The sequence below is a fragment of the Embleya sp. AB8 genome (assembly GCF_049739465.1).
Classification (GTDB): domain Bacteria; phylum Actinomycetota; class Actinomycetes; order Streptomycetales; family Streptomycetaceae; genus Embleya.
Window position 1 is genome coordinate 32,821 of the sequence record NZ_JBMHHY010000009.1, and the last position, 17,077, is coordinate 49,897.

Genomic DNA, 17,077 nt, shown 5'->3' on the forward strand with positions numbered 1-17,077 from the left:
CGCGAATCGCCGATCCGCCGGCGCGGCCGTGGTCGCGGTTCGGTCGCGGTCACCCGCCGTGGACGAGTACCGCGACCACGGCCGCGCCGAGCAGGAACGGGCCGAACGGGACCGAACTGTGCCGCCCGGCCCGGCCGGTCGCGGCGAGCACGGCCGCGTACAGGCCGATGCCGACGTACGAGAGCACCAGCGCCTGGGCGAACGCGGCCCAGGACAACCAGCCCAGGACCAGGCCGACCAGGCCCGCCGCCTTGGCGTCGCCGAGCCCGATACCGACGCCGGCCAGCGCGAGCAGCAGATGCACGCCGTACCCGACGGCCATCGCGAGCAGCGCGCGCGAGGCGGCGTCCCAGTCCAGCGGAATCAGCAACAGCGCGCCCAGGACCGGGTATCCGGGCAACGTGAGGGCGTCGGGCAGCCGCAACAACCGGGCGTCGCACACCACCAGGGCGGCCGCGAGCAACCCGAAACCGAGCAGGGCGGGCAGTTCCGGGCGCGCGCCGATCCGCCAGACCAGCGCGCCGGCGTCGAGCGCGAACAGGACCGCGATCGTCGCCCGGTCGCGGCGGAGCACGCCGGCGGTGTCCGCGTCGAGATGGATCGGAGATATCCGCACGGCATCGGATCCTGTCAGACCGCCGACCGACACGGCATCGAATCGGGCCTCGGTGCGCCGGAATCCGTACCGAGGCACCCGGCCGGGCGGCACACTGGGAGGGTGTCCAAAGCCATGGCATTCGACCCCTTCCAGGAGCTTCCCCCCTCGCCCGTACCGGAGTTCGAGGCCGGTGGACCGGCTCCGGCCGACGGCGGATATGTGTTCGACGACGAACGGATCGTGCTCGCCGTGAATGTCGCGCTCGCGACGCGGCGACCGCTCCTGGTGTTCGGGCCGCCCGGATCGGGCAAGTCCACGCTCGCGCCGAGTGTGGCGCGCCATCTGGGCTGGGTCTGCCATACCGAGGTGATCACCGCGCGGACCGAACCCGAGGATCTGCTGTGGCGCTTCGACGCGCTGCGCCGGCTCAACGACGCCCAGATCCGCGAGGTCGCGCCGCAACTCGGCGCCTACTGCGCGCAGGGCGTGTTGTGGAAGGCGTTCGACCCGTATCGGGTCGCGCCGGGACGGGCCGGGGACGTGACGGACGCCCCCGCCCCGCAGTACGGCCGGCACAGCGGCCCCGCGCCGCGTGCCGTGGTGCTCGTCGACGAGATCGACAAGGCCGATCCGGACCTGCCGAACAGCCTGCTCGTACCGCTGGACACGCTGCGCTTCACCGGACCGGACGGCGAGGAGGTCCGGGCCCGCCCGGGGGCCGAGCCGCTGGTGGTGATCACCAGCAACAACGAGCGGGAGCTGCCCGCGCCGTTCGTCCGTCGCTGCATCCTGCTCTCGCTCGAAGCACCGGACCGGGCCCACCTGTTGAAGGTGGCCCGCAGCCATCTCGGCGCCGGCTACGCCGCGTCCGTCGCCGAACCGGTCGCGGATCATCTGCTGAAGATCGCCAACGACTCGGAGGCGGTCGCCGGGCCGAGCACGGCCGAATTCCTCGACACCTTGCGGGCCTGCCACGAACTGGGCGTCGCACCGGGCAGTCACACGTGGGACCTGGTCCTGGAGGTCGCGCTGAGCAAGGGCCGAGGGAGCGCGAGGCCACAGGGGTGAGCACGCGGCGGGGGCAGCTCCATCTCGGCGATCTGATCCGGGCGATCGTGGCGCTCGATGTGACGGACGTGGGCGCGGCGGGGGAGATTGCTCGGTTGTTGGGGGTTGGTGGGGCGGGGGAATTCGGGGGCTCGGGGGACTTGGGGGAACGGGTGGAGCTCTTGCCCGGTTCCGTGCAGGTGGTGGGAGCAGGTGGGCCGGAGGGATGGCGGGCCGGGGCGACCTGGGAGGTTGCCGAACCGGAGCGGGAGTCGGAGTCGGAGCCGGAGCAGGAGTTGGCTTTGGAACCGGTGACGGGACCGGAGCCGGAGCCGGAGCCGGTTCTCCCGCCGGTCCTTATGGACGACCGCTGTTCGGTCGTCGTGCTCCGTGGGCCGAAGCGGGAGTCGCAAGTCGGCGCGAGTGACGGCGCCGGTATCGGAGAGGTGTCGGAGCCGGAATCCGGTCAAGTCGCGTGCCTACTCGAACCCGGCGCGGGCGGTGGCGGCGGTATGCCCGAACCGCCGTGGTTGGGGCGTTGGGCGCCGGGGGTGATGTTCGCGGCGGCGTCGACGGATGTCCCGGGGCGCACGGTGGACGAACGCCTGCTGGTTCGGCGCCTGGGTGGTCGAGCGTATGTTCGCGAACTGCCTTATCGGACGCGGGCCACCACTCGTCGGGGCATCCAACTCCTCTTGGACGGTGGCGAGTCCATGCGACCGTTCCGGGCTGATCAGCGGTGGTTGCGCGATCTCGCGGGTGGCGTGGTCGGGCGGGACCGGGTCGAGGTGTTGCGCTTTCAGGGCACGCCGTTGCGTGGCGTGCGTCGGGTCGGGCGGCGGGAGCGAGATGGCTACCGGGCTCCGGCGGCGGGTACTCCGGTGGTGCTGGTGTCGGATCTGGCGTTGCGGCGACTGCCGTTCAGCGGGGATGCGGCGGCGGGGACGGTCGAGTGGGGGGATTGGCTCGACGCGCTGCGCCGGGCTGGGTGTCCGGTGGTGTGCCTGACGCCGTACGAGGCATGGGCGCATCCGTGGGCGCTGCGCAGGCGGGTGTCGTTGGTGCCGCTGGATCGGCGTACGTCGATCGGCTCGGCGTGGCGGGAGAGCCGACGGGTGCGGGGGGAGGTGCGGCGGTGACGGGTAGGGGCGGTGGTACGTGGGCGGAGGGTGAACCGGCTGCCGCCGACGAGTACGTGCGGGCGTTGGCCGCGACGCAGCCGGCTCTGTTCAGGCTGGCCCAGGCCCTGTGTTTGGCGCCGTACGCCACACCGGCGTTCGTCCGGCGGGCCAGGTTGGCCTTCGTCCCGGGTAGTGCGGCGGGCCTGGAGGCGGATCTGTGGTTTTCGCCGCTGGTCGAATCGGCCGACGTGAATGCGCTGGTACTGGCACCGGACGTCGCCGCCGCGCTGAGGGCGAATCTCGCGTGTGACCCGGAGCGATGGGCCCGAGTGCTCGACTTGACCGAGGACATGCAGGCGGGGGCACCTGAGTTGGCGCGCCGATTCACCAGGTTGGCGGTGGCGGACGCAGTGGCAGTCGAAGACATCGACGTGGACGCCGAGTTGACGGGGTTCCGACACGGAATCGCGGCGGGCGCACCGGATGGCGCGGCGGCCGACGATCTGGCCCGCTGGCTGGTGCACTTCCTGCCGCGCCTGCCTCGGGTGTTGGCGGGCAGTGCGCCGGCCCGGACACTGGTTTCCTCGGCGGCGAATCGGCTCGACATCGAACCGGCGGACGGGGCGGTGCGGGACGACCCGGCCGCGCGTGGCCTCGTCGCGGTGGGCGTGCGGGTGGACGACGACGGGCTGACCCTCAGCCGACCGCCGGAGCCGGGGGCACGGGTGCTCGAACTGCCCGGTGGGGAGCGGATACGGGTTGCGTTGGCGGGCCCCGGGGATGCGGCGGCGGCTGAATATGCGGTCGAGGTGGGGCCGGACGAGTCCGTGCATGTCCCTGTTGTGGTGTTTGCGGATCTGCTCTGGACCCGGGTCGACGAGGAGCGTTCGACCGAGCGGAGATTGTTCCGCACGGAGACCGTGTTCGGTGCCAAGGAAGCGCTGGCGGATTGGCCTCTTGAGGTCGTGTCAGGGCCGAAGGGCGACGGGACGGAGCTGCGGATCTTCCGCGACGGGAAGATGATGACCAAGCAGTTGGAGGCAACTGCACGTCTACTGCGGGTGGATGGCCGTTCGGGGCTGGTACTGCTGCACTGTGGATGTGAGTTGGCCATCGTTCGCCCGGGCGGCTCGCAAGTCTGGCGCATCTCGGGCCTGGGAGAGATTTGCGATGCATTGATGGTTGGCTCCCATGCGGTCGTGGCGAGCGAGTCCGGCGTGTGGATCGTCTCGGCTCGCGATCCCTCCGACAAGCCTAGGAAGCTTTCCTCGACGGCCGGTGCGGGCACCCGAATCTGCTTCGGGGTCGACAACTCGGAACTGGTGATCGTCTCGGCCGCCGGCGAGTTGGAGTTCGTGGAGGTCCGCGAGGGTGGCGCGAGCTCACGGGACGCGCGTTTCGACCGGCGGCCGATCACTGCCATGACCGGTGGGCGCGGCGGCAATCCGCTGTACTTCGCGCAGACCGGGCCGCATCTGGTGCGGGTGCCCGGGTCCGGGCCGACCCAGGTCGTCCAGGGAGGAGGCCTGACTTCGGACCTCACATCCCTCGCGATCACTTCCGGAGCTTCCTTGGCGGTGGCTGCAGACGGCCGGCTGCTGGCCTGGGACGGCGACCTGCCGGACTCCTCGCTCCGCGAGGTGCCCCTTCCGTTCCGGCCGATGAGCGTATCCGGGGCGGGGCGACCGGCGTTCACCGTCGTCGGTCGCGGCGGCCCGATCGAACTGCGCGCTGCGGACGGACGGGCGTACCTGCTCACCCCGCGCCCGAGGGGCGACGCGGACACCGATTGGTTGCGGGACACGGTTGTGGGGACGATGCCCGTTGACCTCGACGACTTGGCCGCGCTGTCCCGGCTCGGTGTGGGTTGTGTGTGTCTGCCCTACGCTCCGGGCGATGTCGGCCCGGTCGAGCCGGCGTCGTTCCTGCGGGCAGCTGAGGTGGCCGGGGTCAAGGTCTTGGTCGATGTGGTCGTGAATTCCGCAGCCTTGGGGGAGGCGCAGGTCGAGGTGCTCCGGCTGATGCGGTACTGCGGCAGGTTGCTCGCGGCGGGAGCCGCGGGTGTACGAGTGGTGGACCTGCGAGTGTCGGACTGGGTCGATGGGACCGCCCTGATCGCCATCCGGCTGGGTGAACTTATGGGCGTGCTATGCAGGTTCGTCGAGGGCTATCCCGGACGGGTCCTGGTGCTCGACCGGGTCTACCAGCCCGACCCCACCCCATGGCGGGAGGACGAGACCTGCCACCTGCTGCTTCGGGAGGCAGACCTGCCGGAACGGATCCCGATCGGCGACGAACTGCCGGTGGACGGGGTATCGGGTCGGGCCTTGAGGCCGTTCGAGTTCGACGCCGACGTGTCGATCGCCGCGTATACGCGTATGTCGACCAGGCTCGCGCAGCCGGGATTCCGCGCGCTGGCCGCGCTTCCGCCGAACCCCTCCGACCCCCGCATCGCCGCCCTCCTGCACGCACACACCGCCGAACGGGCCCTCTCCCGAGGCGCCGCCACCCGCCTCCCGACCATTCACCCCGACGTGTTCGCCCTACTCCGCAGCCATCGTGGTGAGTTCGTGCTCTGCGTGGCCAATCTCGCTGCCGAGCGCCGCGTCATCGCGCTGACCACGCCCAGCGTCCCCGTCGGCACGCTGGTGGATCTCCTGGACGCCGAGTCGCCTCGCACGGAACGGATTCGGCGCGGTGCGCCGACGATGCTCGCCCTCGACCCTTACGAGTACCGCTGGTTCAGACTGCTGACACCCGACGAGCTTTACGCGAGCCGCCCGTGACGATCCGGCAGATTCCCGGTCCGCACGTGGCGATGGCCGCGCCCCGGCCCCGGATCTTCATCAGCCACAGCACCCGAGCCAAGGCCGGGCACGTGTGTTGTCGGTGTCTGGACGCGCGTGAGGCGCTCGTGAAGCAACTGACCGCCGAGGGCTTCGAGGCCGTGTACGACAAGGACTTCCTGCGCAGCGGGGACGCCTGGCAGCAGGAGATCGCGGTCGAACTGCACACCAGCCAGGCCACCGTGCTGCTCCTGTCCCGGCATGCGATGGAGTCGGCGAACGTCGGCTACGAGGCCAGCATCGCGGACGGCAGGCGGCGGGCCGACCCGCGATATCGCTTCATCGCACTCAAGTTGCCCGACGTGCGCCGGGTCGAACTCGCCGCGAGCGCGCTGAAGGCGATCCACCTCGGCGAGGTGGACATGTGCGACTGGCCCGACGACGAGATCGCCGGGAGCCGGTTGCCCGCCAAATTGTGCGCGGACCTCGCGCAGATCCGGCTGTGGCACCTGGATCGTTCGTCGCCCACCCGCCATGCGGTGACGGCGGCCCTCGGGGAGGCGTACGAGGACCGCCTGGTGGCCGCCGCGAGCCTGTTGGGGGTGGGCGAGCGGCTCGACCGCGAGGTGCTGCGCGAGCGGCTCAGCGAGGCGCTGCTGACCGAACGGGCGCCCGCGCCGCGCGGCGAACCCGACCCACTGGTAGGGGCGTTGGCCGAGGTGCTGCCGGTGTTGCGGCCGGATCCGGCCTACACGGTGGCCGATCTCAGTGTGGTGCACGCCCGGGTGCCCGCCCGCGCCGCCGAGCAGTTGGGCGAGGTGTGTGCGCGCGAGGACGGGCGGGTCGTGGTGCTCGCGGCGACTCGGGATGTGACGCTGCGCGCCTACCTGTTGCGGGCCGGCGGGCGACCGCGTCCGTGGCCGCATGTGGAGGTCACGGTGCCGGTCGGGGCCCGGATGGCGGCCGGTCTGGTCGCCGCGATCCGGGAGGCGGTGGCCGGGTATCTGGACTACGACGGTTACCACGACCCGGAGTTGGCTGGGGAGCGCGGGTTCCGCGAGGTGATCGAGGCGCACGCGCGGGAGACCGGACCGATCGTGGTGGTCGTCCGGTATCTGCCCGACGTCGCGTTGGTGCGCGAACTGCGGGTTTGCTTCCCGCGTTTGCTGCTGCTGTTCGTCACCGACCGGGTCGGCGCCGGTGATCGGCTCGAGGTGACCGAGCTGATGCCGCTGACGCCGTCCGGTGAAGGGGAGTTGAAGCGTACGTACGGCCGGGCGATGCGGCTGGCCGGTCGCGCCGAACCGACGAACCCGCCCTGGAGGCCCGCTTGAGCGTCGAACCGGATCCCGTGCTGGAACAGACCTGGCGCGCCCAGCGGCGCTGGTCGCTGGCCGCCTCCGAGGCGAAGGCGTCGGTGCAACGGTGGCGGCTGACCCGACTGATCCTGGGCGTGGCCGGGGCGATCCTGGTCACGGCGGGCACCCGGGCGGCCGACCAGCCGGGCAAGGTGCTGTCGCTGGCGGGCGCGTTGTGCGTGGGACTGGTCCCGCTGGTGACCTCGCTGCGGCTGCAACCGGAGCGGATCGACGCGTGGACGCGACTGCGCTCGGTCAGCGAGGGACTCAAGAGCGAGGTCTACCTCTACCTGACGGTGAGTGTCCCGTATGCGGGCGGCGTCGCCGAGCGTCGGGCCGCGCTGGCCGCCCGGCGCGCCCGGTTCGAGGACGAGGCGAGCGAACTGCTCGTGCATCTCCCGCACTTGCCCGCCTCGGTGCGGCCGGTGCCGCCCTCCGTGCAGGACGTGGACAGCTATGTCCGGGAACGGGTCGACGTACAGGCCGACGGCTACTACCGGACGCAGGTGGTGCGGATGCGTCGGGGCGTCAATCGGATCCAGTTCGCCGAGTTCGTGTTGGCGCTCGCCGGGATGGCGCTCGCGGTGCTCGCGGGTACGGCGGACGGCTCGGCGTTCGGCGCCTGGGTGCCCGTGGTCACCACGGTGTCGGCGTCGGTGATGTTGTACGGGTACGGCGTCCGATATCAGGAGAACCTGATCTCCTTCGCCCGTAGCGCCGAGCAGTTGCGCCGGTTGCGCGATGATCGCGCCGCCCGGATGCCGCTCGATCCGGCCGAGGAGGCGCGGTTCGTGGAACGGTGCGAGAACGTGATCTCGATCGAGACGCAGGGGTGGATGGCCCGCGCCGCGTACGCGGATCCGGGACCGCCGCAGTGACGTGGGCGGTCGCGGCCGGGAGCGGTCAGGCGGTTCGGGTCCGCAGGTGCCCGCCGGCCGGGTTGGTCGACTCCTCGGCGTAGCCGTGCACCGCCTCGTCCGGGGCGCGGTCGGGTGCGGCGTAGGGGCCCGAGAGCAGGCCCCAGTCGTAGTAGCCCCGGATCCAGTCGCGCATGCCCTCGACGCTCATCTCGACGGCGATCCGCTCGGTGCTACCCAGGCCGAGTTCGCCGCAGATCTGCGGCATGTACGCCTGGAGGGTCATGAATGTGTCGAGTTGCTCGTAGGTCATCCGGGTCGCCTCGCGCAGTGCGACGTCGTACGAGCAGTCGAGCCGATCGCGCAGCACCGCCACCAGGTTGTGCGACGCGACCCGACGGCCGCGGCGGCCCGGCGACTGGATGTCGTTGATGTACGCGATCGTGTCGGTGGCCGCCTCGCGCAGTCGGCGCATCAGGGGGTGTGCGTGGATCTGCGGGGGCACCTCGAAGCGGCGGCTGCGTTCGATCGCGTCCAGCGAGTGCGGGATGCCGGCGGTGTTGCGCCGCATGACGCGGTAGGCGTCCAGGTCGGGGACCGTACGCGAGCCGCCCATCCGCAGTTCGGACGCGTGGGCGGCGAGGAATCGGGCCCAGTTCGCCGCGAAGCGGTCCTGCCAGGTGACCGACGTGCCCTCGGACATCGAGGCCCAGACCTCGGACCAGGCCAGGGTGATCGGCGCGACCAGGTCGGGTGGGGTGCCCGGTTCGCGGAACGGGATGGTGATCAGTTCGCGGGTGATCTCGGCGACGCGGTCCGGGCGTTGCGGGGTTCCGGGGCGGGAGGTGGTGCCGGTGCCGATGCTGGTGCTGGTGCTGGTGCTGGTGCTGGTGCTGGTGCTGGTGCTGGAGTCGGGGTCGGGGTCGGCGTCGTCCCGGCCGGTGTCGCAGTCGTCGTCGACCAGGAAGGCCAGCGAGAACCAGTTCATCAGCAGGTATTGGTCGTCGGCCGACGCGTGCGGGTAGGTGCGGCCGACCGCCTCCGGGAAGTCCCACGCGAGGTACTCGCGCATCCCGGCCTCGGTGCGGATCAGGCCGCGGTCGCGGATCCAGTCGAGATGGCGGCTTCTGGCCTGGTCCAGGTACGGACTGATCGGAGCCTCGAACGGTATCGAGAACAGCACATCCTGCGGCACCTGGTCTCTCCCACCCGTTGCGTGATCATTGTTATGCCGCATCGGCGTCGCCGGCGCAAGATCCTTTGTGTGTGCGGAGGGTGACGTCGACGGGTGCTTGGACACGTACGGTGATACGTGTTCGGCACCTGTGGTGGCACGTGCACGGGCTCGCGGACGGCCCGGGCATCAGGCTGCCATGTGAGCGGTGCTCTCGGTGGAGAGCAGTGCTTTCAGGTCGTGCACCGCGGCGCGGCCGGCCCGGTTGGCACCGATCGTGCTCGCCGAAGGACCGTACCCCACAAGGTGGATGCGCGGATCGCGCGCGGTGTGTGTACCCTCCATCCGGATCCCGCCGCCGGGCTCGCGCAGGTCCAACGGGGCCAAGTGACGTAGCGCCGCGCGGAATCCGGTCGCCCACAGGATGGCGTCGGCGCGGACCGAGGAGCCGTCGGCCCATTCGACACCGAGAGCGGTGATCCGATCGAAGATCGGTAGTCGCGTCAGCACCCCGTGCTCTCGCGCCGCGCGCACCGCGGCCGTCGGCGGCAACCCGGTCACCGCCACCACGCTCTCCGGCGGCAACCCCGCACGGACCCGCTCCTCGACCCGCGCGACCACTTCCCGGCCGACCTCGGCGCTGAACTCGCCGTCCCGAAACACCGGCGGCCGACGGGTCACCCACGTGGTGGTCCCGACCTCGGCGATCTCGGCGAGCGCGTGGATCGCGGACGTGCCACCCCCGACCACGACCACGTGTTGCCCGGCGAACTCGGCCGGCCCGCGATAGTCCGCGGTGTGCAACTGCCGACCCCGGAAGTCGGCCGCGCCGGGGTAGTAGGGGACGAACGGATGCCGCCACGTGCCCGTCGCGTTGATCAATGCCCGCGTGGTCCAGGTGCCGCGATCGGTCTCGACGGCGAGGAGGTCGGGGGCTGCGGGCTCGCGGGCGGCGTGCTCGACTGCGGCGTGCTCGACGGCGATGCCCGCGTCGGCGCGTTCGCCCGCCGCCGGCACCCGGGCCCCGGGCGACGAGCGGTTGCCGGCCGTACTCTCGCCCGCGGTGCCCCGGACCGGGTGATCGGTACCCGAGCCCGCCGCCGGCCACCCCGTCGCGGGCACCGAGCGGACCGCCGTCACCGCGACCGGGCGCACGACCTCCAGGCCGAACGCCCGCTCGTAGGTGGCGAAGTACTCGGGCAGCGCCTCGAAGGCCGGCCGCGCCGAATCGATCTCCGGCACCGGCAACCCCGGCAACTCGTGGATCCCGTGTACCGCCTCCATCAATAGCGTGGGCCACCGATGCCGCCACGCCCCACCCGGCCCCTCGTCGGCATCGAGCACCACGAACGACAGCCCGGACCGGCGCAGATGGTAGGCCGCCGACAACCCGGCCTGCCCGGCACCGACCACCACGACGTCGAGAACGCCCTCGTGCGCCGGGAGTTCGACACGACCGACCGCAGCCGTCGCCCCATTCGCCGGCGCGGCCCCGACCCCTGCCGCTGCTGCCGCCGCCGTCGTCGTACTCGCCATGTCGCTCACACGAGCGCAAACAGGCGAGCCCCGCGGATCCTTCCCGATCAGCCTGTGGAGTCGACCACCACCGCGATACCGATCACCTGACCGGCCACGGTCACCACCCCGAGCCACCGCCGCACCGCACGCAACCCGAGCCCCGGCAACGCCGTCGACAGGGTGGCCAGGAACAGCGCCAACAAACTCGTACCGAACGCGACCAGCGAACCCTGTGCCGGACCGACCGCCGGTGCCCGGCAACCCCACGTCTCCAGACAGTCCCCGGTGGCACTCCGGTAACCGGCGAGCACGACCGTGCAGTCCAGCACGACCAGCGCCACCGCGCCGAAGAACAACCCCCACGCCACGAGCAGCCCCCGGACATCGGGCGCGGGCGCCTCCCCGCGGTCGCTCACCCGGGATCCGTCCCGAGCAGCCGGCCGAGCTGCTCCTGACAACGATCGAGCCGGGCCTGGAGCAGGGTGACCTCGGCGACCAGCTGCGGAACGAGTTCGTCCTCGCCGCGTACGTACGGACTCGCTTCGGCGACCACCGGCACCCGGGCCAGCCGCGCGTACGACCCGAACGACAGTCCCACCCGCCCGACCGCACACCCGGTACAACTGCCCACCAGGCCACGCCGGCCCACCACCCCGGTACCCGCGTCGACCAGCAACTCGGCCGGATTGCCGCACCGGCACGCGCCGACCCACACCCCGGTGACCCGCTGCCGGCTGTAGCGGAAGCCGCGCTCGTAGCGGATGTAGCTGCCCAGTACGTCCACCCGCAGCAGCGCCGCGTGCCGATACTCGGTGACGCACATCAGCCCGCGCGCCTCCGCCTCACTCGCCAGGCAGTAGAACCCGCAGTCGCACCGCGGCGCGGGCGCGCGATGCCGCCGACCGTACGCACAGCGCGCCTCGGCCTCGACGTCGTACGCCTGGGTCCGCCCGATCGACACCCCGGCGAAGCCGGCCCGATCTCCGTCCACCGACACGAGCAGCGCCGCGACCTTGTACCCCACCGGCGCGACACCCGGCCGCTCCTCCGGCAGCCGCCGCCGCCCGATCATCGCCCGGCAACCCCCGACGGCACCTCCACTACGGGCGCCGGCACCTCCTTCGGCCGGGGCGCCACCTCGACCCGCTCCGCCGCCTTCTCCTCCCTTGCCTCTTCGACCACACCCGTCGCCACCGGCCTACCGAGCTGCATGGGATTCCCCTCCCGAATCGACACCGCCACCGACGCCCGCGATCGACGCCTCCCAGGAATGTTCACCCGCCACCAAGCCACCCACACCCGCGACCCGACCCCCCGAATCACCCACCGCAGCTGGCCAAACCAACCAACAGGTAACCGTGTCGCAAAGCCCTCCCAAACCTTGCTATCCTTTCCATGCACGCAGGGCCCCACCCCTGCGCCCACTCGTCCGGGTGGCGGAATTGGCAGACGCGCTAGCTTGAGGTGCTAGTGCCCGAAAGGGCTTGGGGGTTCAAGTCCCCCCTCGGACACCGCGAGAGACCCCTGTTGATCAGGGGTTTTTCTGTTTTCCGGCCCGTTTCCGAGCCGTTTCCGGCCTGCGACGACGTGCTCGACCGCTTGGCCAATGGGTCGAGGATTCTCCGGACCGGCGCCGAAAGGTCCATGCGGTTCGCGTTGCTCGCGATCGGCTTCCGGGCCGTGTGCTTACGGCTGTGTCCGTGTCGGGTCGTGGTGCGGGCCTCTGGGGGAGGGCGGCGACCGGACCCCCGTGGGGTGCACGGGGGTCTGGGGTGATGTGGGTCGGTGGGCGGGAAATCCTGGTGGGGGTCAGTGGGTGGTGTGGGGGGTCATTCCGTTCAGGAGGAATTCGAGGCCCAGGGCGAAGCTTCTGTCCCAGTTGTCGTCGGCGATGTAGTTGTGTGCGGCGACGGTGGGGTATCGATCGCTTTGGCTTTTCAGGTATTCCTGGCCGATTCGGGTTTCCTCCGGGGAGAGTTGCAGGCTCGATTGGGTGGCGGTTGCGCCCATTACGTGGTTGTAGAGGGCCCAGGTTGCCGGGTTCAGGCGATCCTCGGGCAGGTCGGCCCGGAGGAGTGCGGATTGTAGGAATTCCATCCAGGTCAGGAAGTTCGGGCCGATCAGGGGACGTTGGCGGGATGGGACCGTGGCCGCCCACGGGTGGCGCAACATTGCCTGGCGCCAATTGTTGATCAGCGTCGAGATATCGTCCCGAGGGCTGGCGCCGTGGCCGGTGGGCACCGGTGATTCGCCGAAAATCGAATCGACGGCGAGGTCGATGACGTCGTCCTTGGTCGCGACATGCCAATAAAGTGTGGTCGCGCCCGCCTGGAGTTTTTCGGCGAGCCGACGCATCGTCAGCCGATCCATTCCTTCTTCGTCCAACAAGGCGACGGCTGCCTCGATGATGCGGGCCCGGGTGAGTGGCGGTTCGGCATTCTTGTTGCCACGCGAGGGCCGCAGCCAGACGTTACCGACGCTGCGGCCGGGTTGGTTTACCGAATTCCGGTCCTTATTCCGGTCCTTGTCTGCGATGACCTTCACCTCCGGATTTATCTGGCTGCCCCAAAAAGTTGCGCACAACGTATCACCGTGTGTTCGGGCCGCATCGGTCCTCCTTGGTCCCCGTCCGGGGTGGGGTGTTGCTCGCCGTCCGGGGGTGGGGTGACGCTCGCCTCCGGTGTGGGTGATGCTCGCCTCCGGCCCGGGCGCGGTTCGCCGCCGGTCCGCTCGGCGGTCCTTCTCGCAGCCCGCCGGTCGCCCGCCCCGGCCCGCTGTCGGCGGGCGATCCCGGGGGCCGCGCCTGCTTGCCGGGCTGTTTCCGGATTTGTTGCCGACCTGGCAACTCCCTTGGATTCAGGGCTACTTCGTGTATCTCGGCGGGCTTCTGCGGGCTCGTGCCCGGGCGGATTCGGAGCCTTACCGCGGGTCGGGTCGTAGTACGCTCGTCGAGCTATGGAACGTTGTTCGAGTGACTGGACCGAAGTGCGAGTCGACATGACCGATATTCAGCAGGAAGCCTCCCCGTCCCAGTCCCTGGCGCAGTCGAACAGGCGCTGGTGGACCCTTCCGGTGATCAGCCTTGCGACGTTGATGATCGTTTTGGATGCGACGATCGTGAACATCGCGCTCCCTTCCGCACAGCAGGACCTGGGCATGTCGGACGCGAACCGGCACTGGGTGATCACGGCGTACGCGCTTGCCTTCGGTGGCTTACTTCTCGTGGGCGGGCGCGTCTGTGGTGTCCTCGGCCACCGGCGATCGTTCGCGGTCGGCCTGCTCGGGTTCGCGGTCTCCTCGGCCGTCGGCGGTGCTGCCCAGAACCTGGGCACCCTGGTCGGTGCCCGGGCAGCGCAGGGGGTGTTCGCCGCGTTGCTGGCGCCGGCCGCGCTGTCGCTGTTGACGCTGACGTTCACCGGCGCGGTCGAACGAGGCAGGGCGTTCGGCGTGTTCGCCGCCGTCGGCGCGGGTGGCGCGGCGCTCGGTGTGGTGGCCGGCGGGCTGCTCACCGAGTACGCCGACTGGCGCTGGTGCCTCTACATCAACATCCCGATGGCCCTGCTCGCCCTGGCCGGCACGCCGCTGATTCTGCGTGACGAACCCGGGGGGAGTCTGCGCACGCTCGATGTGCCGGGGGTTGTTTCGAGTACGGGCGGGTTGGTCGCGATGGTCTATGCCTTCACCCAGGCCGAGCCGCGTGGGTGGGGCGATTCGCTGGTCGTACTTCTGCTGGTCGGCGGCCTGCTGTTGCTGGTGCTGTTCGTGTTCGTCCAGACGAAGGCGAAGAACCCGCTGATGCCGTTGCACATCGTCCTGCACAGGGTGCGCGGTGCGGCCTTCGTGTCCGTGTGGGTGATGTTTGTTTCGATCTACGGGTTCTACCTGTTCATGAGCTACTACTCGCAGACGATTCTCGGATATTCGCCGGTGAAGACCGGGCTTTCGTTGCTGGTGAACGCCGTCGCCACGATCGTCGGGTCGATGTTGATCGCCGCGAAGTTGTCCGGTCGGGTCGCCCCTCGGTTGCTGATCGTGTTCAGCCTGATCTTCGGCGCGATCGGGTTGCTGATTCTTACTCGGCTCACCGCGGACAGCTCGCATGTGTTCGTGGCGTATCTGGTGCCGGCGCAGATCCTCACCGGGCTCGGGCTCGGTTGTCTATTGGCGGTGGCGACGAACCTGGCGATGGTCGACGTGGGTTGGCATGAGGCGGGGATCGCGTCCGCGGCGTACAACGCGGTGCAACAGGTGGGCGCCGCGCTCGGCACCGCGCTGTTCAACTCGATCCAGACCAGCGTCACCTCGTCGTACCTCGACGACCACGGAAACGGTGAGACGGCCGTGAGATCCGGGGTCGTACATGGATATACCGTGGCGCTCTGGGTGGCGTTCGGGGTTCTTGCTCTTGGTGCGCTCGCCGTTTCGGTGATTTCCGGGGGTGGGCGGACCGCGCCGAATGGCGAGCGGGAAGCGGAGGTTCCGGGTGCCTCGTGACGAGTGCCGGTGGTTGGCCTCGGCTCGGAGCTGCTCCACGGCAGGTGTGTCACCCGGGCGGCGCTGATCGCCGCCGCAGACGGTGGCATCGGCTCGGCCGAGCGGGCGCTCCTCGATCAGGTCGGCGGGCTGCTCCAGATGACTCCGGCGCATGTGACCGGTGTGGTGGAGACCGCGCAGCGCGGCGTGAAGAGCGACTGACGGCGGGTGCCGCTTCGTGGGCACCCCGTCTCCGTGTTGCCGAGATCCCGAGATCCCGTCGGCCCGACAGGGCGGGCGGGATCTCGGCGTTCACGGTGGCAGGGCGTTGGTGTACGCGGCCGGTTTGCGGCTGAACTTGGTGGGCGATTGCGCCGGCCGGGCGGCCGGAGAAGGCGCCGGCGTCGTGCGAGCCCGGGTTGCCGGCTTCGGCGACGGCGGTGGTGGCGCCGCCGAGGAGCCGCCGCCGAGGAGCAGCCGTCGCCGAACCGGCCCTTGATGGTGCGGATTTCGATGCCGGCAAGATCGGTGGCGTGGGTTCGGGTTCGCGTTTGGGTTCAAGGATGGGAGGTGCTGGGCGTCACGGGTGCGCCGACGTCGACGGGGTGGTGGCGGTGGCGGTGGTAGTGGCTGTCGGGTCGGCGAGGACTCGGCGGGCCTGGCGGCCCAGGGCGAGCAGGCGGCCGTCCGCCGTCCAGACCGCGCTGTCGTCCACGGCCCAGCCGTTGCCCGCGTGTTCGGCGCGGATTCGGACCAGCGCCCAGCCGTCGAGTGGGCCGTCGTCCAAGGCATCGCCGAAGTGCACGGTCAGTTCGACCGACGGTACGGGCCGGGGGCGGGTCCAGCGGGCGAACAGGGCCGGCGGCAGCGCGTCGGTCAGGACGAGCACGGCCGCCGCGTCGAGGGGGCGTCCGTCGGCGAACCGGATCCACGCGGTCAGCTCGGCTTCGGCGGCGCCGGACAGCGGGAGCGTCGAGGTCGCCGGGCGGATCTCCAACTGCCGGGGGAACGGGATCAGTTCGAGCGGCAGGTCGAGCACGGCGCACTCGTCGGCCGGCGGTACCGAGGGCGCCGGCGTGCCGTCCTCGGCGGGGCCGGGTCGGCGGGCACCGAAGACGGCCGAGCCGAACAGGGCCAACTCGCCCTGTTGTTCGGTACGGAACGAGGACATCGACGTACCACGCCCGGCGTGCTCGATCGTGGTCGCCAGGACGAATGGCCGCTGGTCGACCGGCCTGAGGAAGTGCGTGGTGACGGTCCGGACCGGCCGTTCGCTATTGGGGGACCGGCTGAGCACGTCTTCGCGCATCGCGTCCAGTCCGAGCGCCGCTAGGTACCCACCGTGTACGCCGGCCCACGACCACCACGACCGATCGACCGATATCTCGCGCAGCGAGGTGGGCTGGGGTGCCCCCGCCGGCTGCTCTGTGGCCGACTGCCCCGTGGTCGGCTGTTCTGCCCGCGCCAATCCTGCGTGCTCCATGGCGTCGCCTCCGACGAGTGAGTTGGAAAATGGGACTCACTATAGCCGGAGTGGGGGATCGGCCGGGGCCGGTAGGAGGAGGGTGGCGTCGAGATGGTCACCGGCGGTGTCCTGCCGGCGCCGGGTCGAGCACCTTCGGTTCGGCGGTCGGGAAGCGGGCTCGGCCGAGGGTTGTGGGTGGAAGGGTTGAGGGTGGAACCGGCGGTGGGGACGGGGTGGCGGCGGGGCTGGACCGAGGGCTTGCCGGGCGTCTGCCCCTTCGGTTGCGGGAGTTGGCGGTGGGCTTTGGAACTGCTGGGGACGGTTGGTGAGTTGGGCGGGCCGGGCCGTGTTTCGGAGTGATTCGGCCCTGTGGGGGACGGGGGTTCGGGTCGGGCGGTGGGAAAGTGGGGTTGTTCGCCGTCGGCGGAGGGTTCGGGGCGTCCGGGTGGGTATCGAAGGAGCAGGTAGTGCGCATCGTGCGCACCACGGCGACTGCGCCGGACCCCGGAACGACCAGGAGGCCGTGGCCATGACGCGGATCAGGATCGTCAAACGCCCCGTTTCCCCGCGGCCTCAGCCGCCGACCGATCTGCGCACACCCTCCGGGCGACCGTTGCCCTATTGATGGCGACGCGGATCCGGCGAAGACGGCCGGTGGGTCGCCCGCGCGTCCCGCGTCT

The 17,077-nt window shown here is 70.6% G+C and carries 14 protein-coding genes and 1 tRNA gene; 8 read left to right on the top strand and 7 right to left on the bottom strand.

Features of this window, described 5'->3' with window-relative positions; translation table 11 throughout:
• Positions 1-49 precede the first annotated feature (49 nt).
• Positions 50-616 carry a prepilin peptidase gene (locus tag ABIA38_RS14515; RefSeq protein ID WP_424639017.1) on the bottom strand — a complete coding sequence of 189 codons (567 nt, stop codon included), beginning with the start codon at positions 614-616 and terminating at the stop codon, positions 50-52.
• 114 nt (positions 617-730) lie between these two features.
• Between ABIA38_RS14515 and ABIA38_RS14520 the strand changes: the two genes are divergently transcribed.
• The 5 genes from ABIA38_RS14520 (at position 731) to ABIA38_RS14540 (ending at position 7,788) form a co-directional block, all read left to right on the top strand.
• Positions 731-1,666 carry an AAA family ATPase gene (locus ABIA38_RS14520; protein ID WP_424639018.1) on the top strand — a complete coding sequence of 312 codons (936 nt, stop codon included), beginning with the start codon at positions 731-733 and terminating at the stop codon, positions 1,664-1,666.
• A gap of 491 nt (positions 1,667-2,157) precedes the next feature.
• The gene (locus tag ABIA38_RS14525; RefSeq protein WP_424639019.1) at positions 2,158-2,784 is read left to right on the top strand and encodes a hypothetical protein; all 627 of its coding nucleotides are present in this window, start codon (positions 2,158-2,160) and stop codon (positions 2,782-2,784) included.
• Positions 2,781-5,552, top strand: a complete 2,772-nt coding sequence (locus ABIA38_RS14530) for a hypothetical protein (RefSeq protein ID WP_424639020.1) — start codon at positions 2,781-2,783, stop codon at positions 5,550-5,552. The genes ABIA38_RS14525 and ABIA38_RS14530 overlap by 4 nt, the downstream gene beginning before the upstream one ends.
• Positions 5,549-6,886 carry a toll/interleukin-1 receptor domain-containing protein gene (locus ABIA38_RS14535; RefSeq protein ID WP_424639021.1) on the top strand — a complete coding sequence of 446 codons (1,338 nt, stop codon included), beginning with the start codon at positions 5,549-5,551 and terminating at the stop codon, positions 6,884-6,886. Before ABIA38_RS14530 ends, ABIA38_RS14535 begins: the two co-directional genes overlap by 4 nt.
• Positions 6,883-7,788 (top strand): DUF4231 domain-containing protein, encoded by a 906-nt coding sequence (locus tag ABIA38_RS14540; protein WP_424639022.1) that lies wholly within the window; start codon positions 6,883-6,885, stop codon positions 7,786-7,788. Before ABIA38_RS14535 ends, ABIA38_RS14540 begins: the two co-directional genes overlap by 4 nt.
• 25 nt (positions 7,789-7,813) lie before the next feature.
• Here the strand turns inward: ABIA38_RS14540 and ABIA38_RS14545 are convergent, their stop codons facing one another.
• From ABIA38_RS14545 to ABIA38_RS14560, 4 genes are all read right to left on the bottom strand, one after another.
• A complete protein-coding gene (locus tag ABIA38_RS14545; protein ID WP_424639023.1) occupies positions 7,814-8,962 on the bottom strand; it encodes a terpene synthase family protein in 1,149 nt (382 codons plus the stop codon).
• 168 nt (positions 8,963-9,130) lie between these two features.
• Positions 9,131-10,477, bottom strand: coding sequence for an FAD-dependent oxidoreductase (locus ABIA38_RS14550; RefSeq protein WP_424639024.1), 1,347 nt, complete (start codon positions 10,475-10,477; stop codon positions 9,131-9,133).
• A gap of 47 nt (positions 10,478-10,524) precedes the next feature.
• The gene (locus ABIA38_RS14555; RefSeq protein WP_424639025.1) at positions 10,525-10,875 is read right to left on the bottom strand and encodes a hypothetical protein; all 351 of its coding nucleotides are present in this window, start codon (positions 10,873-10,875) and stop codon (positions 10,525-10,527) included.
• On the bottom strand, positions 10,872-11,531 hold the full coding sequence (locus ABIA38_RS14560; RefSeq protein ID WP_424639026.1) for a hypothetical protein: 660 nt from the start codon (positions 11,529-11,531) through the stop codon (positions 10,872-10,874). The genes ABIA38_RS14555 and ABIA38_RS14560 overlap by 4 nt, the downstream gene beginning before the upstream one ends.
• A 355-nt stretch (positions 11,532-11,886) precedes the next feature.
• On the opposite strand from ABIA38_RS14560, the gene ABIA38_RS14565 reads away from it, so the two are divergent.
• A tRNA-Leu gene (locus tag ABIA38_RS14565) sits at positions 11,887-11,970 on the top strand.
• A gap of 298 nt (positions 11,971-12,268) precedes the next feature.
• On the opposite strand, the gene ABIA38_RS14570 is transcribed toward ABIA38_RS14565, so the two are convergent.
• Positions 12,269-12,994 (bottom strand): TetR/AcrR family transcriptional regulator, encoded by a 726-nt coding sequence (locus tag ABIA38_RS14570; RefSeq protein ID WP_424639251.1) that lies wholly within the window; start codon positions 12,992-12,994, stop codon positions 12,269-12,271.
• 462 nt (positions 12,995-13,456) lie between these two features.
• Between ABIA38_RS14570 and ABIA38_RS14575 the strand changes: the two genes are divergently transcribed.
• Positions 13,457-14,953, top strand: coding sequence for an MFS transporter (locus tag ABIA38_RS14575; protein WP_424639027.1), 1,497 nt, complete (start codon positions 13,457-13,459; stop codon positions 14,951-14,953).
• A 9-nt stretch (positions 14,954-14,962) separates the two neighbouring features.
• Positions 14,963-15,154, top strand: coding sequence for a hypothetical protein (locus ABIA38_RS14580; RefSeq protein ID WP_424639028.1), 192 nt, complete (start codon positions 14,963-14,965; stop codon positions 15,152-15,154).
• Between the two features lie 358 nt (positions 15,155-15,512).
• Here the strand turns inward: ABIA38_RS14580 and ABIA38_RS14585 are convergent, their stop codons facing one another.
• Entirely contained in the window at positions 15,513-16,415 is a 903-nt protein-coding gene (locus ABIA38_RS14585; protein ID WP_424639029.1) for an acyl-CoA thioesterase, read from the bottom strand.
• Positions 16,416-17,077 lie beyond the last annotated feature (662 nt).